The organism is Terasakiella sp. 4MB5A, from assembly GCF_050058155.1.
Classification (GTDB): domain Bacteria; phylum Pseudomonadota; class Alphaproteobacteria; order Rhodospirillales; family Terasakiellaceae; genus Terasakiella; species Terasakiella halodenitrificans.
In genome coordinates this window covers 2,188,419-2,211,365 of the sequence record NZ_CP188815.1, presented here as the reverse complement: position 1 = coordinate 2,211,365, position 22,947 = coordinate 2,188,419, and the positions used below count along the sequence as shown (strand labels likewise).

At 47.3% G+C, this 22,947-nt stretch carries 23 protein-coding genes; 6 read left to right on the top strand and 17 right to left on the bottom strand.

What is annotated here, in order from left to right:
* Positions 1-3,507, bottom strand: coding sequence for a DNA polymerase III subunit alpha (gene dnaE, locus ACI0FF_RS10195; RefSeq protein WP_419796752.1), 3,507 nt, complete (start codon positions 3,505-3,507; stop codon positions 1-3).
* A gap of 191 nt (positions 3,508-3,698) precedes the next feature.
* Here dnaE and ACI0FF_RS10190 point away from each other — a divergent pair, with 191 nt between their 5' ends.
* The 5 genes from ACI0FF_RS10190 to ACI0FF_RS10170 all read left to right on the top strand — a co-directional run bounded on the left by ACI0FF_RS10190 (position 3,699) and on the right by ACI0FF_RS10170 (position 7,813).
* Positions 3,699-5,462 carry an adenylate/guanylate cyclase domain-containing protein gene (locus ACI0FF_RS10190; RefSeq protein WP_419796751.1) on the top strand — a complete coding sequence of 588 codons (1,764 nt, stop codon included), beginning with the start codon at positions 3,699-3,701 and terminating at the stop codon, positions 5,460-5,462.
* A gap of 104 nt (positions 5,463-5,566) precedes the next feature.
* Positions 5,567-6,265, top strand: a complete 699-nt coding sequence (locus ACI0FF_RS10185) for a DUF1538 family protein (RefSeq protein WP_419799698.1) — start codon at positions 5,567-5,569, stop codon at positions 6,263-6,265.
* Positions 6,265-7,068 (top strand): DUF1538 domain-containing protein, encoded by an 804-nt coding sequence (locus ACI0FF_RS10180; protein WP_419796750.1) that lies wholly within the window; start codon positions 6,265-6,267, stop codon positions 7,066-7,068. The genes ACI0FF_RS10185 and ACI0FF_RS10180 overlap by 1 nt, the downstream gene beginning before the upstream one ends.
* Positions 7,065-7,415, top strand: a complete 351-nt coding sequence (locus ACI0FF_RS10175) for a P-II family nitrogen regulator (protein ID WP_419796749.1) — start codon at positions 7,065-7,067, stop codon at positions 7,413-7,415. The genes ACI0FF_RS10180 and ACI0FF_RS10175 overlap by 4 nt, the downstream gene beginning before the upstream one ends.
* Positions 7,412-7,813 carry a CBS domain-containing protein gene (locus tag ACI0FF_RS10170; protein ID WP_419796748.1) on the top strand — a complete coding sequence of 134 codons (402 nt, stop codon included), beginning with the start codon at positions 7,412-7,414 and terminating at the stop codon, positions 7,811-7,813. Before ACI0FF_RS10175 ends, ACI0FF_RS10170 begins: the two co-directional genes overlap by 4 nt.
* 65 nt (positions 7,814-7,878) lie before the next feature.
* On the opposite strand, the gene ACI0FF_RS10165 is transcribed toward ACI0FF_RS10170, so the two are convergent.
* The 4 genes from ACI0FF_RS10165 to ACI0FF_RS10150 form a co-directional block, all read right to left on the bottom strand.
* A complete protein-coding gene (locus ACI0FF_RS10165) occupies positions 7,879-8,559 on the bottom strand; it encodes an ABC transporter ATP-binding protein (RefSeq protein WP_419796747.1) in 681 nt (226 codons plus the stop codon).
* The gene (locus tag ACI0FF_RS10160) at positions 8,552-9,796 is read right to left on the bottom strand and encodes a lipoprotein-releasing ABC transporter permease subunit (protein ID WP_419796746.1); all 1,245 of its coding nucleotides are present in this window, start codon (positions 9,794-9,796) and stop codon (positions 8,552-8,554) included. Before ACI0FF_RS10160 ends, ACI0FF_RS10165 begins: the two co-directional genes overlap by 8 nt.
* Positions 9,797-9,840: 44 nt before the next feature.
* Positions 9,841-11,154, bottom strand: coding sequence for a proline--tRNA ligase (gene proS / locus ACI0FF_RS10155; RefSeq protein WP_419796745.1), 1,314 nt, complete (start codon positions 11,152-11,154; stop codon positions 9,841-9,843).
* Positions 11,155-11,227: 73 nt separating this feature from the next.
* Entirely contained in the window at positions 11,228-11,632 is a 405-nt protein-coding gene (locus tag ACI0FF_RS10150; protein ID WP_419796744.1) for a hypothetical protein, read from the bottom strand.
* A 96-nt stretch (positions 11,633-11,728) separates the two neighbouring features.
* On the opposite strand from ACI0FF_RS10150, the gene ACI0FF_RS10145 reads away from it, so the two are divergent.
* The gene (locus tag ACI0FF_RS10145; RefSeq protein ID WP_188660100.1) at positions 11,729-11,968 is read left to right on the top strand and encodes a histidine kinase; all 240 of its coding nucleotides are present in this window, start codon (positions 11,729-11,731) and stop codon (positions 11,966-11,968) included.
* On the opposite strand, the gene ACI0FF_RS10140 is transcribed toward ACI0FF_RS10145, so the two are convergent.
* From ACI0FF_RS10140 to nuoI, 12 genes are all read right to left on the bottom strand, one after another.
* Entirely contained in the window at positions 11,969-12,526 is a 558-nt protein-coding gene (locus ACI0FF_RS10140; RefSeq protein ID WP_419796743.1) for a DNA-3-methyladenine glycosylase I, read from the bottom strand.
* Positions 12,523-12,756: a hypothetical protein gene (locus tag ACI0FF_RS10135; RefSeq protein WP_419796742.1), complete on the bottom strand. Its 234-nt coding sequence runs from the start codon at positions 12,754-12,756 to the stop codon at positions 12,523-12,525. The genes ACI0FF_RS10140 and ACI0FF_RS10135 overlap by 4 nt, the downstream gene beginning before the upstream one ends.
* Positions 12,757-12,807: 51 nt before the next feature.
* The gene (gene mce / locus ACI0FF_RS10130; protein ID WP_419796741.1) at positions 12,808-13,212 is read right to left on the bottom strand and encodes a methylmalonyl-CoA epimerase; all 405 of its coding nucleotides are present in this window, start codon (positions 13,210-13,212) and stop codon (positions 12,808-12,810) included.
* A 20-nt stretch (positions 13,213-13,232) separates the two neighbouring features.
* Entirely contained in the window at positions 13,233-14,900 is a 1,668-nt protein-coding gene (locus ACI0FF_RS10125; RefSeq protein WP_419796740.1) for a ribonuclease J, read from the bottom strand.
* Positions 14,897-15,673 carry a type III pantothenate kinase gene (locus ACI0FF_RS10120; protein ID WP_419796739.1) on the bottom strand — a complete coding sequence of 259 codons (777 nt, stop codon included), beginning with the start codon at positions 15,671-15,673 and terminating at the stop codon, positions 14,897-14,899. Before ACI0FF_RS10120 ends, ACI0FF_RS10125 begins: the two co-directional genes overlap by 4 nt.
* 23 nt (positions 15,674-15,696) lie before the next feature.
* Complete coding sequence (locus ACI0FF_RS10115; protein WP_419796738.1) at positions 15,697-16,467, bottom strand: biotin--[acetyl-CoA-carboxylase] ligase; 771 nt, start codon at positions 16,465-16,467, stop codon at positions 15,697-15,699.
* Complete coding sequence (nuoN, locus tag ACI0FF_RS10110) at positions 16,467-17,957, bottom strand: NADH-quinone oxidoreductase subunit NuoN (protein ID WP_419796737.1); 1,491 nt, start codon at positions 17,955-17,957, stop codon at positions 16,467-16,469. The genes ACI0FF_RS10115 and nuoN overlap by 1 nt, the downstream gene beginning before the upstream one ends.
* A 12-nt stretch (positions 17,958-17,969) precedes the next feature.
* On the bottom strand, positions 17,970-19,484 hold the full coding sequence (locus ACI0FF_RS10105; RefSeq protein WP_419796736.1) for an NADH-quinone oxidoreductase subunit M: 1,515 nt from the start codon (positions 19,482-19,484) through the stop codon (positions 17,970-17,972).
* Between the two features lie 7 nt (positions 19,485-19,491).
* Positions 19,492-21,447, bottom strand: coding sequence for an NADH-quinone oxidoreductase subunit L (nuoL, locus tag ACI0FF_RS10100; RefSeq protein WP_419796735.1), 1,956 nt, complete (start codon positions 21,445-21,447; stop codon positions 19,492-19,494).
* Between the two features lie 9 nt (positions 21,448-21,456).
* Complete coding sequence (gene nuoK / locus ACI0FF_RS10095; RefSeq protein WP_188660071.1) at positions 21,457-21,768, bottom strand: NADH-quinone oxidoreductase subunit NuoK; 312 nt, start codon at positions 21,766-21,768, stop codon at positions 21,457-21,459.
* On the bottom strand, positions 21,768-22,382 hold the full coding sequence (locus ACI0FF_RS10090; RefSeq protein WP_419796734.1) for an NADH-quinone oxidoreductase subunit J: 615 nt from the start codon (positions 22,380-22,382) through the stop codon (positions 21,768-21,770). The genes nuoK and ACI0FF_RS10090 overlap by 1 nt, the downstream gene beginning before the upstream one ends.
* A gap of 75 nt (positions 22,383-22,457) precedes the next feature.
* Entirely contained in the window at positions 22,458-22,946 is a 489-nt protein-coding gene (nuoI, locus tag ACI0FF_RS10085; RefSeq protein ID WP_419796733.1) for an NADH-quinone oxidoreductase subunit NuoI, read from the bottom strand.
* Between the last annotated feature and the right edge of the window lies 1 nt (position 22,947).

The following is a 22,947-nucleotide window of genomic DNA, read 5'->3' as shown; positions in this document are numbered from 1 at the left end:
TTATATTTCCTGTACTTCTGCAATTCCGGGAATGGCTTTGACAGCCTGCAACAACCCCGGTGTGATCCGATATCCCTGGTTTAAATGTATTTCAGCTTCTGTTGTTGCATCGATACGGGCCATGATGACAACGTTGCCTCGCCCTTTTCCTTCACGATCTAACAATTCTTTCGTAAGTGGAACGGCTGTTTGATCTTCAATGAATATTTTTAAACCCGCTGTTGCTTTGGCTGCCTTGACGTCAAGCAATTCGATTGTGTTTGCAATAAAGCGAAGGCTTTCTTCTTCAAATTGTGCAGAAGCCATAATGAAAACGGATTGTCCTGGTTCAAGATAGTCGCGGCTGACAGACAGGGCTTCGCTGAAAACGGCGATTTCAAAGGCAGCTGATGAATCTGAAAGCTGAACGAAGGCGAAACGATTGCCTTTTTGTGATATTTTTTCACGCTTGCTGATCACGGTTCCTGCAATTTTAACAGGACCGGAAATTCCATTTTGAAAGATATCGACGTAGGATTTAACGCCAATGCGTTTCAGGGTTGTTTTATAAGCGTCCAACGGGTGGGCAGATAGATAAAAGCCAATGGCAGAGGCTTCCTCTCGCAGGCGGTCCATCAAGGGCCAATCGGGTACGTTTGGCAGTTGTGCCGCTTTTTTTATTGCATTGTCATCGGCACCGAAAAACCCCATTTGATCTGAATTGCGTTCTGAGGCGGCAAGGTTTGAATGCTTAATCAAGGTTTCGATGCCGTCAAAAACCTGTCTGCGATTGCTGTTAATACTGTCAAAAGCACCGCCACGGACAAGATTCTCTAAAATGCGTTTATTCATGCCCCGGCTATCTACACGGTTTGCCATGTCAAACGGATCTTTAAACGGGCCATTGGTTTCGCGTTCTGCAACAAGGGCTGCCATTGCAGCATCTCCTACATTGCGTACGGCAGATAAGGCGTAACGCACAGCTTTGATGGTGCCGCCTGTTTCTTCATTCGGGTTTGATATTTCTTCAACGCTGAAAATGACATTGGATTTATTGATGTCGGGTTGAAGTAATGGAATTTTCATTCGGTCAAGTTCTTGGCGGAAAAGATTAAGTTTGTCGGTGTTGTTTAAATCCAACGACATAATACCCGCCATAAATTCAGCTGGGAAATTAGCTTTAAGATAAGCAGTTTGATACGCAACGTAGGCATAGGCGGCAGCGTGAGATTTGTTGAAACCGTACGAGGCAAATTTTGCCATAATGTCAAAAATTTCACTGGCCTTTTTATTGGGTACGCCGCGTTCAACAGACCCATCAACAAACAATTTACGTTGTTTTTCCATTTCTTCGGCGATTTTTTTACCCATCGCACGGCGTAATAAATCTGCTTCACCCAGGCTGTAGCCAGCCATGACCTGAGCAATTTGCATAACCTGTTCCTGATAGATCATAATCCCGTAGGTTTCTTTCAGGATCGGTTCAATCGTTGGGTACAGGTAATCGGGTTCTTCCTGACCGTGTTTGCGTTTAATGTAGCTGGGGATGTTATCCATCGGCCCCGGTCGATACAGGGCGACAACCGCGATCAGGTCTTCAAGTCGGTTTGGCTTCATGGAACGCAGAACGCCCCGCATTCCTTCTGATTCCAGCTGGAAAACGCCACCACCTTCGCCACGCCCCAGCATTTCGTATGTTCGTTTATCATCCAGTGGAATTTTTGTTATATCCAGTGGGACATCACGTTTTTCATTAATGAATTTCAGGGCCGTTGCGATAACGGTCAGCGTTTTCAAGCCCAAAAAGTCAAATTTGACAAGGCCGGCCTGTTCAACGAATTTCATATTGAACTGGGTGACGGGCATGTCTGATTTTGGATCACGATACAGCGGAACCAGTTTATCCAGTGGCCGATCCCCGATCACCACGCCGGCTGCGTGGGTTGAGGCATGACGAAACAGGCCTTCCAGTTGCTTGGCGATACCAACCATCCGGGCAACGGTTTCATCTTCTTCGACTTCTTGTCGAAATTCACGAATTTGTTCTAATGCTTCACTGACGCTCAGGGCTTTGCCAGGATCGTTGGGGACGTATTTACAAATGCGATCGACCTGACCAAAAGGCATTTGCAGGACGCGCCCTGTGTCACGTAAAACCGCACGGGCTTGTAATTTACCAAAGGTAATGATCTGGGCAACATGGTCGTAGCCGTACTTGTCCTGAACGTATTTAATAACCTCTTCTCGGCGGTCCTGACAGAAATCGATATCAAAATCAGGCATGGACACACGTTCGGGGTTAAGGAAACGTTCAAACAGCAAGGCATATTTCAGCGGATCCAAGTCGGTAATGGTCAGGGCATAGGCCACCAGTGACCCTGCCCCGGACCCCCTGCCCGGCCCAACAGGAATATCGTGTTCTTTTGCCCATTGGATAAAGTCCGCAACGATCAGGAAATAACCGGGGAAACCCATTTTATTAATGATACCAAGCTCGTAATCCAGACGTTCCCAGTATGGTTTTGCAATTGAATCACGTTCTTCCGGGGACATTCCTTCTTCAAAAACACCTGATTGAAGGCGTAGTTTCAGACCCTCTTCCGACATTTTACGCAGTTCATCTTCTTCGTTATGTCCCTCGCCACAATCAAAGGGGGGCAAAATGGGGTCTATGTTTTCGACCTTGATGGCGCATCGTTTGGCAATGACCAAGGTGTTGTCGCAAGCTTCGGGAATGTCTGCAAAAAGTTCGCGCATTTCTGCGGCAGATTTCAGATAATGCTCGGGGGTAAGTTTTCGCCGGTCTGATTGATCGACGTAGCTGCCTGCAGCGATGCAAATCAAGGCATCATGGGCGGCATGCATCTTGCGATCTGGAAAAAAGGCTTCATTTGTGGCAACGAGCGGAATGTCTAATTTATAGGCAAGGTCAATAAAATCATCTTCAATTTGGCCTTGCTCTGGCAGATTGTGACGTTGAAGTTCAACGTAAACTCTGCCTTTTAATACGTTGTTAATTAATGATAATAATGATTCAGCCTTTTCTTTTTTACCATCAAGAAGAAGCTGCCCGATTGGTCCGAGGTGCCCACCTGTGAGAAGGATCAAGCCTTCATGAAACTTCAACACATCATCTAAGGGAACTTGTGGATCATGGCCTTCTGGTGAATTTAGAAAGGCACGACTAACCAGATGCATTAGGTTGCGATAGCCTTGATCGTTCTGGGCAATCAGAACAATAGGTTCAGGCGCGGCAGGGCCAACGCTACGCCCTTTTAATCCGCCAGACTGCTCATCTTTATCCTGTGGTGTCAATGAGAGCTGACATCCGATAATAGGCTGGATTCCCGCCCCGGACATGGTTTGGGAAAATTCCAACCCGCCAAACATATTGTTTGTGTCCGTCATTGCGATCGCAGGCATACGTTCAGATTCAACCCACTTGGGAAGCTCTTTGATACGAATTGCGCCTTCTGATAGAGAGTAAGCGGTATGAATGCGCAAGTGGACGAAATCTGCGTGTGACATGACTATTAAAACTTGTGAAGAGAGGAACTTTATGCTCAGACTCCTTATCCTAAACATGTTTTTTACGCAGGCCAATAGTTTGTTTTTATGAATTTGCCTTAAAGGGTAACTGTAAGTTTATGAAATTATGGAAAAAAATAACTTTTCCAAGGCAGCCGATCAGAAGCGTTTTATTCTTCGCTTTTGGCGGTTTGATTCTTTTTGCGGTCGCTCATGTTTTATATCTGGGTCTAAATTTCACCACAAAACTGACAAAAGATTATAATCACCTTTTGATCGAAACGGCGCTCAACAGACTAACGGATGAGGTGGAAAAACTATTATTTCCTGTAGAAAACCAAGCGCGTTGGATAAGTGATCAAGTCAAGATCGGGAATCTGAATGTAGAAGACCATACCCAAGTTCAGACGTTTCTTCGTGGTGTGATCAGTGCCACCCCAAATGTGACCGGTGTGGGGATTCAATATCCTGATGGTGTTGCCAGATACTTGCTGCGCGATGAAAATGTTTGGCGGGAAGATCTTGAGGCAACACCGGAAGAAACCGTCAAGCTTTTCCAACTGATGGATAAGGTGAAAACAAATGTTTGGGGGCGCTTTTTCTGGTACGAAGAGTACAAACAAACGGTTGTGAATATGCGCGCGCCCCTTTATCAAAATGGGGAACTAAAAGGCGTTTTATTTATCGGTGTTACGGTTGCGGATCTATCAAAGACCATTCTTACGACGTCCACAGACCAATTTCTGACCCCATTTATTTTGTACGGTACGAAGCATTTATTGGCGCACCCGCTGTTAACACATGGCAGTACAGTCTCTGATGAAATAGGGCGTAATACAGACTGGTTGGAAGGTAAAAGCGAAGTTCCGCTTCCTCGCTTGATTGATTTTCAGGATGTGAAGCTAAATCGATTGATTGCAGGACCGGTTATCAAAGCGGGATTGATTACACCTATTCGGGATGTAGAGGTAAACCGGGCACGTATTGAGGATGATCTCTATATCGTTGCAACGCGGAAACTCGAACGTTTTGGGGAAATACCTTGGATTACAGGTGTTTATATCAATACTGAAAAATCAGATCGAAATGCAGGGACGCAGTTGTTTGAAATGGCCGGGGCCGGTTTTCTTATCCTTGTGATTTCTATTGTTCTGTCGCTGAAGGTGGGTAAGAAACTGGCACGTCCCATTATCCGACTGGCAGATACGGCGAAAAAGGTTCGCTCCGGTAGATTTGAAGATATCGAACCTTTACCGCGCAGCCGTTTGCGTGAACTCGACCAAGCGGCCTTGGCGTTTAATGAAATGGTCGAAGGAATGCGTGAACGCGATATGATACGAGAAGTTTTCGGTCGTTACGTTCCTGAATCGGTTGCAGCCTCCTTGATGCAGGAAAGTGGTGAGCTGAAACCGATTTCAACGCAGGCGACAATCCTGTTTTCAGATTTAGAAGGTTTTACTCAACTCACCGAAGAAGTCGGGCCGGAACGTATTGTAGGCATCCTGAATGAATATTTTTCGCAAGTGGTTGAAATTCTGGAACGTTACGGCGGTGTTGTAACGCAGTTTCAGGGCGATGCCGTGCTTGCAACCTTCAATGTGCCGATTAAGGCACCTGACCATGCCGAATGTGCCTTGCGTGCGGCTTTGGAAATTTGTAACACATTGAAGACAAAAACATTCGACGGCATTTATTTAAAAAGCCGAATTGGATTGAATACGGGAACTGTGGTGGCTGGGGCCGTAGGGGCGCAAGGTCGACTTAATTATACCGTCCATGGGGATGCTGTAAATCTGGCATCAAGAATTGAAAACCTGAATAAGGAATTTGGGACGAATATCCTTATTTCTGAAGCGACTGCCAAGAATGTGAAAAATATTGAACTTCGCTCGATTGGAACAACCACCGTACGAGGTTTAAACGGTCGTGTTCGTCTGTATGTTCCAAAAACGTAACTTGTTCTTTGTCGTTGAATACATTAAGACATATGTAAAGATAAAAACAGGGGGCGCGAAATAGATTTATGAATCCTGGACTAAAAAGATTTTTAGGCTTGTTTGTGGGTGCTTTGCGTGATTTAGCACCGATTATTCTGGTTATCGCCTTTTTCCAAATTATCGTACTACAACAACCTTTCCCAAATTTGGAAAAAGTTATTCCAGGTTTGCTATTTGTTGTTTTAGGGTTGGCTCTTTTTATTCAGGGGCTTGAGATGGGGTTGTTCCCTCTCGGTGAATCGATGGCAAATGCCTTTGCTCGTAAAGGCAGTTTAATCGCGTTGCTGTCTTTTGCCTTCTGTTTGGGATTTGGAACGACTGTGGCGGAACCGGCCTTAATTGCAGTTGCGGCAGAAGCGGCTGAGATTGCTGCAAAAGGTGGGCAGATACCATTATCAGCCGAAGCGCAAGACGCTTACGCTTTTAATTTGCGCATGGTTGTAGCCTTATCTGTGGGCTGTGCCATTATTCTTGGTGTCTATCGTATCTTAAAAGGTTGGCCTATTCAGTACTTTATTATTGGCGGTTATATTCTTGTTATTGTAATTACCAATTTTGCGCCTCCTGAAATTGTCGGCATTGCTTATGATAGTGGTGGGGTAACAACCTCGACTGTGACGGTGCCTTTGGTAACCGCACTTGGCGTTGGGCTGGCTTCAACCATTAAGGGGCGTAATCCGATGATTGATGGATTTGGCTTGATTGCGTTCGCTAGCCTGACCCCCATGATTTTTGTTCTTTTGTTCGGGATGGTCATGTAATGCTGGATTGGATTATAAATATTGCTCATGCCGCTATATCGACAGGGCGCGATGTGTTGCCAATCCTTGTTATTTTGCTGGGTTTTCAGTTTCTGGTCATTCGTAAGAAAGTTCCTAACTTCAAGAAAATCGTTATTGGGTTTGTCTATGTTTTGCTTGGTTTAACTTTGTTCCTTGTTGGATTGGAACAAGCGTTATTCCCACTGGGGGAAACAATGGCAATCCAATTGTCGGACCCCGATTTTTTGGGGGCAGAAGGTAAGCCTGAAACATTACAATGGCATGATTATTACTGGGTTTATATTTTTGCAGCAGCCATTGGCTTTTCCACGACAGTTGCAGAACCTTCGTTAATCGCAGTAGCAATTAAAGCTGAGGAAATTTCAGGTGGGAGTATCAGTGCCTGGGGGTTACGTGCAGCTGTTGCAATTGGGGTCGCAATTGGTGTTTCACTCGGGGCATATCGTATCGTTTCAGGAACACCGTTGCCCATCTATATCATGGTTGGATATGTAATCGTTATTATCCAGACATTTTTTGCTGCTAAAACAATTATTCCGCTGGCCTATGACAGTGGCGGGGTGACAACCTCGACCGTGACGGTCCCTGTGGTTGCTGCCCTTGGCCTTGGGTTGGCCTCGACTGTACCAGGGCGCAGCCCGTTACTGGACGGTTTTGGTTTAATTGCGTTTGCGAGTGTTTTTCCAATTATGTCCGTTTTGGCCTATGCGTTGATTGCCGAAAAAATGGCAAAGCGTGCTAAGGTTGAAAAGGTCGCGTCTTCATCAGGGAGTGAAGCATGAATTTAAAACTTATTGTTGCGATGGTGGCTGATGAGATCACAAGCACCGTGATTGATGCGGCCCGTGAAGCGGGTGCAACAGGTGCTACAACCATCAGTTCGGTGCGTGGCGAAGGTCTGACACCAGAAAAAGGATTTATGGGATTGGAATTAACCGCCCAACGTGACGTTATCCTGTTTTTAGTAGCCGGAACACAAGCACGTAAAATCTTGGAAGCCATTTGTTCTGCTGGTAAATTTGATGAGGAACCGGGAACAGGATTGGCTTTTCAAATTGATCTTGAAGATGCCGTCGGATTGACGACACAGTTGCCTAAAATCATGGAAGAAATTGCAGGTGAAGTATGACTGAGAAACCTTATGTCAGCGTAAGCGATATTATGACCCCGAATGTAAAAACAATCGGGCGTGTTGCAACTATTGCCGAGGCCATTGATATCATCAAGGATGAAGGCGTAAGTTCCTTGATCGTAGAACGACATGATGAAAGTGATGAATTCGGAATGTTGACCATTCGCGATATTGCCCGTGAAGTTGTGGCAACAGATCGTCCCGCAACGCGAACCAGTGTGTATGAAATTATGACAAAGCCGGTTTTGACCGTTGCATCGGAAATGAATATCAAATACGCCGTTCGTCTGTTGGTGCGATATTCTGTATCACGGGCTGTTGTTGTTGACCATGAACGCAATCCAATTGGGATTGTTACTTTGCGTGACATGGTGCTTGGCTATAAAGAAGATTAGCTTTTAGATATAAATAAACAAAAAGGCGGCATTTTTTTGAAAGCCGCCTTTTTGTTTATCTGAGACTATTGGGTAATAAGATTACCATTTTCAAGTTTTACAATCCGGTCCATGCGTTGTGCCAAAGTCGGATTGTGTGTTGCGATCAGGGCAGCAAGGCCTTCTTTGCGAACTTCATCCAGCAACAGGTTAAAGACATGATCAGATGTCGCCGGATCAAGGTTACCTGTTGGTTCATCCGCCAATAAAAGCTTTGGCTTATTGGCAAGGGCGCGGGCAATCGCGATACGCTGTTGTTCCCCACCAGAGAGTTCTGCAGGGCGATGTTCCCCTCTTTTCGCCAAGGAAACAGCTTCCAGAAGTTCTTGCGCACGGATCTCTGCTTCTTTCTTCGTTTTCCCATTAATCATCTGCGGAATCACAATATTTTCTTTGGCTGAAAATTCAGGCAAAAGGTGATGGTATTGATATACAAACCCCAAATGATTGCGGCGCAGACGGGTTTTTTCCCGATCATTGAGTTTGCTGGTTTCCACACCATCAATCAAAATTTCGCCACTGTCCGGGCGTTCTAGTAAGCCTGCTGTTTGCAACAGGGTGGATTTCCCTGCCCCGCTTGGACCAACTAATGCCACAATTTCACCGGGATGGATCGTAAGACTGGCTTCTTTCAGGATATCAAGTTGATCCTGGCCTTGTGAGAAACTGCGATTCAGGTCTTGGAGTTCAAGAATAGTCTTATTCATAGCGCAGCGCCTCCACGGGGTCGAGACGGGCAGCCCGCCAAGAGGGATAAAGGGTTGCCAGGAAAGACAAGCCTAATCCCATTGCGACGACTAAACTGACTTCGCTATAGTCAACAATTGCGGGTAGCTTGGACAGGAAATAAATCTCGGCGGCAAATAAATCATTGCCGCTTAGGGTTTCAATCCAACGCCGGATTGTTTCGATATTTTCTGCAAAGGCGAGACCTAAAATAAAGCCAAGGATCGTGCCAAAGACACCAACACTGGCCCCGGCAATCAGGAAAATACGCATAATGCTGCCCCGGCTTGCTCCCATTGTGCGCAGGATGGCGATATCCTTGCCTTTGTCTTTAACCAGCATAATCAGGCCGGAAATAATATTGAAGGCCGCAACGATAATAATGAGGGTCAGGATCATAAACATGACGTTGCGCTCAACCTGCAACGCATTGAAGAAACTAGAGTTCGTGCGTTTCCAGTCAATCGGATTGACACCGAAACGACCCAGTTCCGTCATAATGTTGTAGGTCACCTGATCCGTACTGTCGGCATTTTTGGCCATGACTTCAAGGTAATTGATACCTTTCATACGGAAATAGTTTTGTGCGGCGCTTAATGGCATAAATATAAAACTACTGTCATATTCATACATGCCAACATCAAAGGTTGCTGCAATCGTAAAACTGCGCATACGCGGTACGGTTCCAAATGCGGTTATATTTCCTTTTGGGGAAATAAGGGTGATTTTATCACCGACCCATAACCCTAATTTTTGGGCTAATCTGGCCCCGACAATAACGCCTTGATCTTGATTGAATAAATCCATTGATCCGGCTTTGAGACTGTCAAACATGAGTTTGCGTTTTTTGAAATCGTCGCCGGTTATCCCACGGACCATTGCACCGCTGGATGCGCCCTGCCCGGTTGCCATGACCTGCCCTTCGATCGTAGGTGTCACACTGATTACACCGTCGATTTGAGAAAGGCGATCACTGAGTGATGTGTAATCCGTCAAGTCACGCGCCTGTCCATAGACATTGATATGACCGTTGATACCAAGAATACGGCTCAGTAATTCTTCGCGAAATCCGTTCATCACGGACATGACGATAATCAGGGTTGCAACCCCCAAGGCAATACCCAACAGGGAAAACCATGCGATGACGGAAACGAAACCTTCGCGTCGTCGCGCTCTGAGATAGCGCGCCGCCATCATCCATTCAAATGCTTTGAACATACAGTTTTCCCTGTGTGTATTTTATCGGCTTTCGTGATATGCGCTTAGGCGGAAAATTTCGCAACCAGTTGATCAATTGCGATTTCTTCTTTTTCACCTGTTTTACGGTTTTTAACTTCCGCAACACCGTTTTTCAAACCACGCGGACCGATGACGACCTGCCACGGCAACCCGATCAAATCCATATTGTTGAATTTGGCACCGGCGCGTTCATTTGTATCATCCAGCAATGTGTCAATACCAGCTGCGTTTAATTCAGCATACAGTTTGGCACAAGTTTCATCACAATCGGGATCACCGGATTTCAGGTTGATCAAACCAACGCTAAAGGGAGCAACACTTTCCGGCCAGATAATACCGCTGTCATCGTGACTGGCTTCGATAATCGCCCCGATCAAGCGAGAAACTCCGATACCGTAAGACCCCATTTGCAAGGCAACTTCATTGCCGTCTTTATCGGTAACAGTAGCCCCCATCGGTTTGGAATATTTTGTACCGAAGTGGAAAATATGACCGACTTCAATCCCGCGTGCGGCCAACAATTTATCACCAAGTTCGGCTTCGGCGCTTTCTTCGTGTTTTTCATCGGTTGCAGCGTATAGGGATGTCCACTTATCGACAATCGGCTGTAAATCGGCGTTGTAATCGACATCTTCGCCGGGAATATCAAATTCCAGAACATCTTTATGAACGAAAACGCCGGACTCGCCTGTTTCAGCTAGAACAAGGAATTCATGGGACAAATCGCCACCGATTGGACCAGTATCAGCGCGCATGGGAATAGCTTTAATCCCGAGGCGTTCAAACGTACGCAGGTATGCGACAAACATTTTGTTATAGGCACGTTTAGAGGATTCATAATCCATATCGAAAGAATATGAATCTTTCATCAAAAACTCGCGACCACGCATAATGCCAAAGCGTGGGCGAACCTCGTCGCGGAACTTCCACTGGATATGGTAAAGCATTTTGGGCATGTCTTTGTAGCTTTGACATTCCATTTTCACGATATCGGTGATTTGTTCTTCGTTTGTCGGCCCATACAGCATATCGCGGTCATGGCGATCTTTGATACGCAGCATTTCTTTACCGTAATCGTCATAACGACCACTGCGTTGCCAAAGTTCAGCAGGTTGGATGGTTGGCATCAGGACTTCCTGACAACCGGCACGGTCCTGTTCTTCACGAACGATCTGTTCGATTTTGCGCAAGACGCGCAACCCCATCGGCAGCCATGAATAAATACCGGCAGAAGACTGGCGGATCATACCGGCGCGCAACATCAAACGGTGCGAAACGATTTGGGCTTCGGAAGGGTTTTCTTTTAGTGTAGGCAGAAAATATTGCGAAAGGCGCATAGTCGTCCTCAAAACAGGTTAAATTATGTTGGACTGACTTTAGTTAATGCACCGCACAAACGCAACGAAATCGTTATTCTTTTTGTCCATATTGCGCCAAACAGGCATCCAGAACGGCTTGATTTTCGTCTTTATGGAGTTTTTTGTCGTTCCAATAGACATCCCGGCCCTTTACTTTGACCTCTCCCAATTTGGCTTTGCCATGAAACCCGGAGCCAAAATTGTATTTTTCCGCCAGATCGATTCCGAGATCAAAGGTAATTTCTTCGGGGAGGTCCAGTTTACTGTCTTCATTGACATCAGCGCCGACAACTTTGTTGCCATGCGCATCAACCCCGGCCACATAATCTGCCCCATTAACGGTATTCATGCGAATAAGTTTCATACATTCTTTTTGCGTAATGCTGAGCGCACTTTCGACATCCTGTGCCATCACCGGACCGGAGATCAAGAGAAGGGTAAAGAAAAACAAGCGCATGAAACTTTCCTTTCAATAGAGAGTACAAAACCCCAAGTAAGAAAAAAGTAATGTTCTTTAGTATATAGTCATTCTTGATTTTTTAGGGAGGAAAAGATGACAAAATTGCTCGTATCGAAAGACAATCCCAACGGTCATACCTTGGAAGCGGTTTTCCGCATGATCCGTGGTGATATTTTAAAACGCTGCAACGATATGCAGGATGATCATAACCCTGAAATTCAGGAAGTTATGGCAAATAACATGTATATTTTGGGCCTCATGGAACAAATCATTGCCCATGCCGAGGCATCTTCTGCGGTGATGCAGCGCATTTATGGGAAAAATCAAGGATGATTATTCTTCATAAACCTTTGGATCAACCTGCATCCAAGGGGGACTGATTTCGGCAATCTTTTCATAAACCGGGCAATCTGTGCGATGGGTGCCCGGCAGGTAGCCGATACTCATTAAAAATTCACCAGTGATTTCGCCACCAGTAAACTTAAAGGTCTTTTTAAACAGTTTCACCCAATCGGATTTGGGCTTTGGGTGCTGTTTGGAAATCCAGTTGGCGAAACTGCCGTATTCGGCCTGCAACTTTTGAATACGGCGTGCATTTTCAATAATGGCATTAATTTTCAGCTTGTTGCGGATAATCCCCGCATCATCAAGTAAACGGATAATATCCCTATCATCATAAGCTGCCACGATATCCAGATTAAAGTCGTCAAATGCTTTGATGAAATTATCTTTTTTCTTCAGAATTGTGAGCCACGAAAGCCCTGCCTGCATGATTTCAAGGCAAAGCCGTTCAAACAGCTTGTTGTCGTTATCAATAGGAAAACCATATTCGTTTTTATGATAAGGGCCGTGAAATTCATGTCCCGGTGCAACGTCGCAATACCAGTTCATTGCTTAATCCCGATCCAGTCCATTAAAATCGCCCCATAGATAATGGCGAGTGTAGCCGCAGCCATCATGGCCGATTGGGTGATTATACAGCCCTGACAAGGACGCATATCTTCAGCAAGATCGCTTTGAAGATATTTTTGATCGGCGCGCATTTTGACGCCAAAGTAGAAAAGCCACCATAAGACGAGATAGGCAACCAGTAAAATTGATTCTGTTTGGCCGAAAGTCATTTCATTCCCCTTAAGGAAATGCCCCTGCTCTCACAGGGGCGCCTTTATGTCTTAGGCTTGTTCCAGCTCAACCAAGGCCCCGTTGAAATCTTTCGGGTGGAGGAACAGAACCGGATTGCCGTGGGCACCGATTTTGGGTTCACCAGTACCCAGAACGCGCGCACCGTCGGCTTTCAGCTTGTCGCGTGCGGCGATGATATCTTCCACTTCATAACAGATATGATGGATACCACCGGCCGGGTTTTTATCCAAAAAGCCTTGGATCGGGGAATTTTCACCCAACGGGTACAGCAATTCGACCTTTGTATTTGGAAGTTCCACGAAAACAACGGTCACACCGTGATCAGGTTCGTCCTGTGGCGGGTTGACCTTTGCCCCCAATGTCTGGGAATAGGTTTTCGCAGCAGCTTCCAAATCGGGAACGGCGATTGCAATGTGATTAAGACGACCAATCATGTTTCTTGAACTCCTTTTGTTTATTTTATTCTCATAAGGTGAATATGGGTGATAGCACGTTTTGCGAAAGTGTTTCTAAACCAGCGACGTACGTTCAGACGCAAGGCTTCTTCCAAAACCGCATCATCTTTACGGTCACGTTTAGGCATACTTTCGACAGTATTATAGATAATATCGAACAAGGCATCCCATAAATCATCATCCCCATCGGGATCAAGCAAGCCCTCGGTGGTGACGATCGGCTCACTCAGGATATGTCCGTCTTTGTTGACGGCAATTGAGACGACGGCAGAGCCGTTGAATAAGGCGCGTTTGCGGCTTTGAACGACTTCGGATTTCATCGGGACAGCGCGGCGTCCCTCCCAAGCCAGGCGTCCCGTTTCAACTTCGTCGATAATGCAGGGCATTTCTTTTTCAAGTTTAACCACATGACCGTTTTCAATGACAAAGGCTTTTTGTACACCGCATTCTTCAGCCAAAGCCGCATGGGCTTGCAGATGACGAAATTCGCCATGAACCGGGACAGCATATTGCGGGCGGACCCGACGGAAAAGTTCGCGCAGTTCATCACGTGCCGGGTGACCAGACACATGGACGAAATGATCATGCGAGGTGACAATCTCAATACCTTTGCGGGCCAATTCGTTTTGGATGCGGTAAATGGATTTTTCGTTGCCCGGAATGGTGCGGGAAGAAAAAATCACCACATCGCCATCGCCAAGCGAGATGTTTTTATGTTGACCACTGGCAATACGAGCAAGGGCTGCGCGTGGTTCACCTTGTGATCCTGTACAGATAATCAGTAATTCATTATCAGGAATATGATGGGCTTCGTCTTCCGGTAAAAAATCCGGTGTATCCAGCATATATCCATTGGCATGTGCCGCTTCCATCATGCGTCCAAAAGATCGACCCGATACAACGATTTGACGGCCACATTCTTTGGCAGCAACGGCAATGGTGTGCAACCGTGCAAGGTTGGAGGCAAAACAGGTGACGCAGACTTTCCCTTCATAACGGCTGATCAGTTCTGTCAGGCTAGGTTCAAGGTCTTCTTCCGATCCGGTCTTACCCTCGCTGAAGACGTTGGTTGAATCGCAAATCATTGCTAGAACACCTTCTTTACCCAGACGATCAAGCGCATCCGTATCTGTTGTGCGCCCAACAACGGGACCGTCATCCAGTTTCCAGTCCCCTGTGTGAACGATGGTACCTTCGGGTGTGCGAATGGCAAGGGCGTTGGGTTCTAGAATGGAATGGGTAAAGGTGATGAATTCGACATCAAACGGGCCGAGTTCGAAACGACCACCCAAAGGAATTTCCTTGACGATTTCAAGGTGGCCGAAACCGGCTTCTTTTAATTTTTCACGGGCAATATGGGCGGTGAACGGTGTGCAATAGACTGGGCACTGAACACGGTCCCACATATAGGCAAGCGCGCCGACGTGGTCTTCGTGTGCGTGGGTGATGACCATCCCTTTCAGGCGGTCACGGCGTTGTTCAATAAAGGTTGGATCGGGGAGGATGACATCGACACCCGGTGCCATATCGTCACCGAATGTAATGCCGAAATCGACAATGATCCAGTCTTCCTGTTCCGGCTTTCCATAGCCATAAAGGTTGAGGTTCATACCGATTTCCCCTGCCCCGCCTAGCGGAACGAAGATAAGCTCTTCTTTATTCTTCATACGTTTTGATTTCTTTTGTAAATGGCAAGCAAACCACGCAGGGTCAGGTCGGTGTCGTTATGTTGAATAACATCAGTTGATTCTGCAAACAGGGCTGCCAGACCACCTGTTGCAATAACGGTCATGTCTGAGCCGAATTCTTTTTTCATACGATGGGTCAATCCTTCAATCATGCCGATATATCCCCAGAAGATACCTGATTGCATCGCTGTTGTCGTGCCTTTCCCGATTGCTTTATCCGGTTTTCCTATCGCAACACGCGGTAACTTTGCGGCTGCCATGTGCAAGGCTTCTAGTGAAAGGTTAATTCCGGGGGCAATTGCGCCTCCACAATAATTACCATCTTTATCGACAACATCAAAGGTGGTCGCTGTTCCAAAATCGATAACAATCATCGGGCCACTGAACATTTCATGGGCGGCAATTGCATTGACAAGACGGTCTGCCCCGACTTCTTCGGGACGGTCCAAAAAGACTTTGATGCCCAGATCGACGTTTTCGTCGCCAACAATTAAGGGATCGACTTTAAAATACTTGCGGCAAAGTGTTTTTAAATTAAACAACATAGCCGGAACAACGGTTGCGATGATTGCATTTGTAATGTCGGCAGGTTTGATGTCTTCAAAGCTCATGAGCTGAGACAGCCAAACGGCATATTCATCGGCGGTACGGTTTGGGTTGGTGGAACTGCGCCATTCGCCGAGGACTTTGCCCTCATTATCAAAAACGGCAAAGACCGTATTGGTGTTTCCTGAATCAATTGCCAGCAGCATGGACTGAAACCTTTATTATTTTCTCATTTAAAAAAGACATCGCCTGCTGTGATATGGCGTTGTCCTTCTGTGGTTCGTAAGACAAGGGCCCCATCCTGGTCAAGGCTTTCAAAGATTCCACTCAGACGCTCGTTACTTAAATTGACGATTATTTCTTCGCCAACACCTTTTGCACGATCCAACCACGCATTGCGAATAGCCTGAAAGCCCAATGTTTCCCAGCGTTCCCACCAAATTTGGAAATGTCGAAGCAGGATTTCAAGCATTTCAGGGGCTTTGATCACCTGATCACGGTATGCATTGATATATCCGCTTGGATAAGGTGTGTCAGCGGGGGAATGTGCGAGATTTATTCCGATTCCAATAATAAGCCAATCCGGTTCGACCGACTTGGGCCGTGCTTGTGTTTCCAGCAAGATACCTGAGACTTTATAACCGTCGACCAACACATCATTGGGCCATTTGCAGGCAACATTACAATCAAAACTTTGGACGGCTTCTTGGATTGCATCGTGAATAGCCAGTGCGCTGACAAAGCTTGATTTAGATGCTTCTGCAATGGGCACGCGTGGTTTCATCAAGATTGAACAAAACAGATTCCCCGGTTGGGAAACCCATGTGCGACCACGTCGGCCCCTGCCTTTGGTTTGTTCCAACGCGCAAACAACATTATAGGCATCAGCCCCATTTATAGCGCGACGGCGTAATTCATCATTGGTGCTGTCCAGAGACTCAAAAGCCGCCAGCGTAAACGCTGACGGCTTTTTGAGTTCGAAAAAGTTCGACGTCTTCATTATCCGGCAAACAGGCTAGCCGCAGCCGCAGCTGCACCGTCTGTAATCAAAGACGGATAGATGAAGAAAGCCAAGATCACGATTGCAGCCGCAGCGACAACCATATTGATCTCTGTGCCAACCTTGCGGTCCAATGTTTCTTCTGCGTCATCAAAATACATGATTTTAATGAGACGGATATAATAGAAACAACCAACAACGGACGTTAAGACACCTAAAACAGCCAGCGTAACCAATCCGGCTTCTAAGGCAGACAGGAAGACGTACAGCTTACCAAAGAAACCGGCAAGCGGCGGAATACCAGCCATTGAGAACATAAAGATCGCCAAAGCAGCAGCCATCAAAGGATTGGATTTGGACAGACCGGCCAAGTCGCTGATGTTTTCAACGTTTTGACCATTGCGTTTCATGGACAAAATGCAGCCGAATGTGCCCAAGGTCATGATCACATAAATGGTCAGATAGACCAGCATGCTTTCAATACCGCTTTGCTGCGTTTCTGTACCGCTGGCAACCGAACCGGCAACCGCCAGACCGATCAACATATACCCCACGTTACCGATGGATGAATAAGCCATCAGGCGTTTGATATTGTTTTGTGCAACGGCAGCAAACGCGCCCAACGCCATAGAGGCAACGGAAACAAAAATAATGATTTGTTGCCATTGTCCAGCCAGTTCGCCAAACGCACCAACCATCACAGAGATGAACAGGGAAAGCGCAGCGACTTTCGGTGCAGCCGCAAAAAAGGCTGTGACCGGTGTCGGGGCACCTTCGTAAACGTCCGGTGTCCACATGTGGAACGGCACGGCTGAGACTTTAAATGCCAAAGCGACCATCACAAAGACGATACCGAAAATCAGACCTGTGCTGGGGCCATGAACGCCGTGTTGATTGGCGAAAATGTCCGCCATAACTTCAAAGTTTGTTGTACCGGCAAAGCCATAAACAAGGCTAGACCCGTAAAGCAACATACCAGAAGCCAAAGCGCCAAGGACGAAGTATTTCAAGCCGGATTCTGTAGAACGCAGGTCGTTGCGCATAATGGAAGCCATTACATACAAAGACAGGGATTGCAGTTCCAGTCCCATATAAAGGGCAATCAGGTCGTTGGCAGAAACCATCATCATCATACCCAAAGTCGCAAGGATTGCGAGGATCGGGTATTCAAAGCGGCTGACGTTCACGCGATCAAAGAAATCGCGTGACATCAACAATGTCAGGGCACTGGCACCAAGGATCAACACCTTGGCAAAGGCACTGAAGGTACCTGTTATAAACAGACCGTTAAACGTTGTCCCCGCTTGTGTGCTGAAAGTCGTCACCAACAACAACGTCAGGATCATGGCACCTGTTGCAAGGTAAGAAACCGTACGGGTAACCGTTTTGGCTTCGCCCTTCATAAAGACGCCCACCATCAAAAGGGCCATAGCAACGGCTGCCATGAAAATTTCCGGCAAGGCCGGGGTGAGATTTGGAAGCTCACTCATGGATGCCTACTCCTATTGGGTGGCCACTTGAACGCCTGCAGCGTCCAAAGCAGCGTGGTAGTTGTTGACGAGGTTTTCGACAGATGCATGCATCACATCCAGGAACGGTTGCGGGTAAACACCTGCATAAATCGTCAGAATGATCAGCGGTGCGAAAACCAGAACTTCGCGGCGGTTCATATCCAAAATCGCCTTAAGGCTTTCTTTGGTCAATGTACCGAAAACAATCCGGCGATAGAGGTACAGCGAGTATGCCGCACCAAGGATTGCACCGGTTGCGGCCAAGGCAGCAACCCATTGATCAACCTGGAAGACACCAACCAGAACCAAAACCTCACCGACGAAACCGGATGTTCCCGGCAGACCGACAGAGGCCATCATGAACAGCATGAAGATCAGTGCGTATTTCGGCATGCGGTCGACGAGACCACCATAAGCAGAAATTTCACGTGTGTGAATACGGTCATAGATAACGCCAACGATCAAGAAGAGCGCGGCAGAAACCACACCGTGTGACAACATGGTGAAGATACCACCTTCAATACCCTGTACCGTCCCTGTGAAAGAACCGATCGTTACAAAACCCATGTGGGCGATAGAGGAATAAGCGATTAGCTTTTTCATATCTTCCTGCACGAGAGCAACCAGAGAGGTATAGATCACCGCAATGATAGACAAAGTATAGATCAACGGTGTGAAGTCAGCACTTGCCAGCGGCATCATCGGGATAGAGAAACGCAGGAAACCGTAACCACCCATTTTCAACAGTACGCCCGCCAGAATAACGGAACCAGCTGTCGGGGCTTGTACGTGTGCGTCCGGCAACCATGTGTGAACCGGCCACATTGGTACTTTCACCGCAAAAGACGCGAAGAAAGCCAGCCAGATCCATGTTTGCATTTGCGCCGGGAAGTTATAAGCCATCAACGTCGGGATGTCGAAAGAACCGGCTTCCCAATACATCGCCATCATGGCAACCAGCATCAAAACAGACCCTAACAAGGTGTAGAGGAACAGTTTAAATGCAGCATAGATACGGTTCTGACCACCCCAAACACCAATGATGATAAACATCGGGATCAGGACGCCTTCGAAGAAGATATAGAACAGCATCATATCCAAGGCACAGAACATACCGATCATCATTGTCTCAAGAATGAGGAAGGAGATCATATATTCTTTGGCACGTTTGGTAACAGCTTCCCAAGCTGACAGGATACAAATCGGTGTCAGCAAAGTGGAAAGCAGGACAAACAGCATGGAAATGCCGTCAATACCCATGTGGTAGTTTACACCGACACCGGGCAGCCATTCGGCTTTTTCAACGAACTGGAAATCCGCTGTTGAATTGTCGAAACCTGTCCAGACCCCTAATGAGATCAGGAACGTTGCGACTGTGGTCAGAAGCGCAATTTGTTTTGCGCTTTTGCTATCATCTTTCACGTCACCGCGAACCAGTAACAGGATCAGCGCGACGCCTACGAGAGGCAGAAAGGTGATAACACTGAGAAGAGGAATATTGCTCATCTTACTTTCAGCCCTTCGTAAACAGATACCAGGTGATCAGGATAGCAACGCCTGCCAGCATGACAAATGCATAGTGGTAGAGGTAGCCGGTTTGCAGTCGGGATGCCTTACCTGCAATCGCCTTGGTCGCACGGGCAAAGCCGTTGGGACCGACGCCATCGATAAGTTCTTCATCACCGGCCTTCCAGAATCCGCGACCCAGATAAAAGGCCGGACGGACAAACAGGAAGTCATACAATTCGTCCCAGTACCATTTGTTGAGCAGGAACTTGTACAGGCCTGAGAAAACACTGGCCAATTTGCCCGGAATGCCCGGTGCAGCCAGATACAGGACATATGCCAAACTGATACCGATCACACCCACAACCAGCGGCAGGTATTTAACCCAAGCAGCCACATGGTGTGCATTTTCAAGCCCAGGGTGAGTCGGCAAGATCAGGATAGCGTTGTTCCAGAACTCGGTCGCATTATGACCCACGAAGTTCTCGTAACCCAACCAACCGGCAAAAATTGCACCGGCAGCCAGCGGGATCAATGGCAGGATCATGATTTTCGGGCTTTCATGAACGTGGGCCAAAACAACCTCGTCTGCACGGGATTTGCCGTGGAAGGTCATAAAGAGCAGACGCCATGAATAGAAAGCCGTCATAAAGGCCGCGCCAATCCCCATCCAGTAAGCGAAGACGCCAACAGACGTATGGGAGGCATAAGCCGCTTCGAGCACGATATCTTTGGAGAAGTAACCGGCAAAGGGCGGAATACCAGCCAAAGCAAGGTTACCGATCCACATCAATGCGTAAGTCACCGGGATCATTTTCCAGATACCGCCCATTTTACGCATATCCTGTTCGTCGGACATGGCGTGAATGACGGAACCTGCACCCAAGAACAACAGTGCCTTGAAGAAACCGTGTGTCATCAAGTGGAACACACCAGCAGAGTAAGCAGAAACACCACAGGCGAAGAACATGTAACCCAACTGCGAACAGGTGGAATAGGCAATCACGCGTTTGATGTCGTTCTGCACACAACCGATTGTAGCTGCGAAGAACGCGGTTGAAGCGCCAACGATGGTTACCACGTTCAGTGCCGTGTCTGAATATTCAAACATCGGTGACAGACGCGCTACCATGAAGACACCGGCCGTAACCATTGTCGCCGCGTGGATCAAGGCAGACACAGGTGTCGGACCTTCCATCGCATCCGGCAGCCACGTGTGCAAGCCTAGCTGGGCTGATTTACCCATAGCACCGACGAACAACAACAGACAGATGATTGTCATGGCGTGCCATTCGGTACCAAACAGAGTGATAACCGTATCGGCATGTTCAGGAACAGCTGCAAAGATCGTGTCGAAATCGGCAGAACCGAATAACAGGAAGGTTGCAAAAATACCCAAAGAGAAACCAAAGTCACCCACACGGTTGACGAGGAAGGCTTTCATCGCCGCCGCGTTTGCAGACGGTTTATGATACCAGAAACCGATCAACAGGTAAGAAGCCAGACCTACACCTTCCCAACCGAAGAACAATTGCAGCAGGTTGTCGGCTGTGATCAGCATCAACATGCAGAAGGTAAAGAGGGACAGATACCCCATGAAACGTGGGATGTTCGGGTCATGCGACATATAGCCACAAGAATAAACATGCACCATGGAGGAAACACCCGTGACAACGATCATCATAACAGCTGTCAGCGTATCGAAACGCAGAGCCCATGAAACGTCGAAAGTACCGGATTGAATCCATGTGAAAAGATGAACCGTCTTCGCGTTACCGTGAAGGCCAACGTCGAAGAAGATAGCAATAGACAGTGCGGCAGAGATCAACATACCTGAACAGGTCACAATCTGTGCCAAACGGTCATTTGCCTTTCGCTTTTTCTCGTCTTCCGGCGTAAAGAGCGCAAGCGTGCCTGCGATCAAAAAGCCGACGAGAGGCAGGAAAATAGCTGCTGTATACATACCCTAGCCCTACCCTTTCATCGCGTTGATATCTTCGACCGCGATAGAACCACGGTTACGGAAGAAGACTACAAGGATCGCCAGACCAATTGCAGCTTCAGCAGCGGCAACGGTCAGAACGAAAATTGAGAAGACCTGTCCAACCAGATCCCCAAGGAATGAGGAGAAGGAAACCAGGTTGATGTTCACGGCCAAGAGGATCAATTCCACGGACATCAGGATAACGATCATGTTCTTCCGGTTCAGGAAGATACCAAGTACCCCAAGCGTGAAAAGAATAGCTGCAAGGCTGAGATAATGTGCGAGACCAATTTCAAACATTATACACCCTTTCCAGTTTCGACCTTTTTGAACTCGGCCACATCAGCAACATTAATGTTCACCTGATCGGCAATAACCTGACGGCGAACGCCTGTGCGTTTGCGGTGTGTCAGTACGATTGCACCGATCATCCCAACCAGCAGGATTAAACCAGCAGATTGGAAGAGATAGACATAGTCCGTATAAATGATCGCACCCAACGCATGTGTGTTGGTCATGGTTTCAATCGCCGGTATCGGCGCAGCTGCGACCTTTGCAGCCTCGGGTGCAAAATGCCAGCCCCCGGCAACAACGGCGATTTCAGCCAACAGGATAATACCGATGGTTGCCCCTAATGGCATATATTGCAAGAAGCCTTGGCGCAGTTCCACGAAGTTGATGTCGAGCATCATAACCACGAAGAGGAACAGAACTGTAACCGCGCCGCAATAAACGACAACCAGCAACATAGCGAGGAATTCAGCGCCTAAGAGGACGAACAGGCCGGCCACGTTGAAAAAGGCGAGAACGAGGAACAAAACCGAGTGAACCGGGTTTTTCGCAGTGATAACCATTACGGCGCTTGCCACGGTCATCGCCGCAAAAAGATAGAAAGCGAGTGCTTGTACTACCATGCGACCCCCTGGCCGGTTTCCCGGCTATTCAGGATATTTACAAATAAAATCATATTTCTTTTCCCAACCCCCTTCTTAGCGATACGGCGCATCAAGGGAAATGCGGGCTGCAAGTTCAGTTTCCCAACGCTCACCGTTCAAAAGAAGCTTGTCTTTATTGTACATCAGCTCCTCACGTGTTTCGGTGGCGAATTCGAAGTTCGGACCTTCGACAATGGCATCTACAGGACAGGCTTCTTCACAGAAACCACAGTAGATACATTTTGTCATGTCGATGTCGTAACGCGTTGTACGGCGTGAACCATCGTCACGCGGTTCAACTTCGATGGTGATGGCTTGTGCCGGGCAAATCGCTTCACACAATTTACAGGCAATGCAGCGTTCTTCACCATTTGGGTAACGACGAAGGGCGTGTTCCCCGCGAAAACGCGGTGATAACGGACCTTTTTCAAACGGATAGTTCAGCGTCACTTTCTGCTTAAACATATAGCGAAAAGTGATCCACAGACCTTCGAGCAGTTCTTTCATGAAGAACGCGCGAGCTGTACGAGACATTAAACTCATC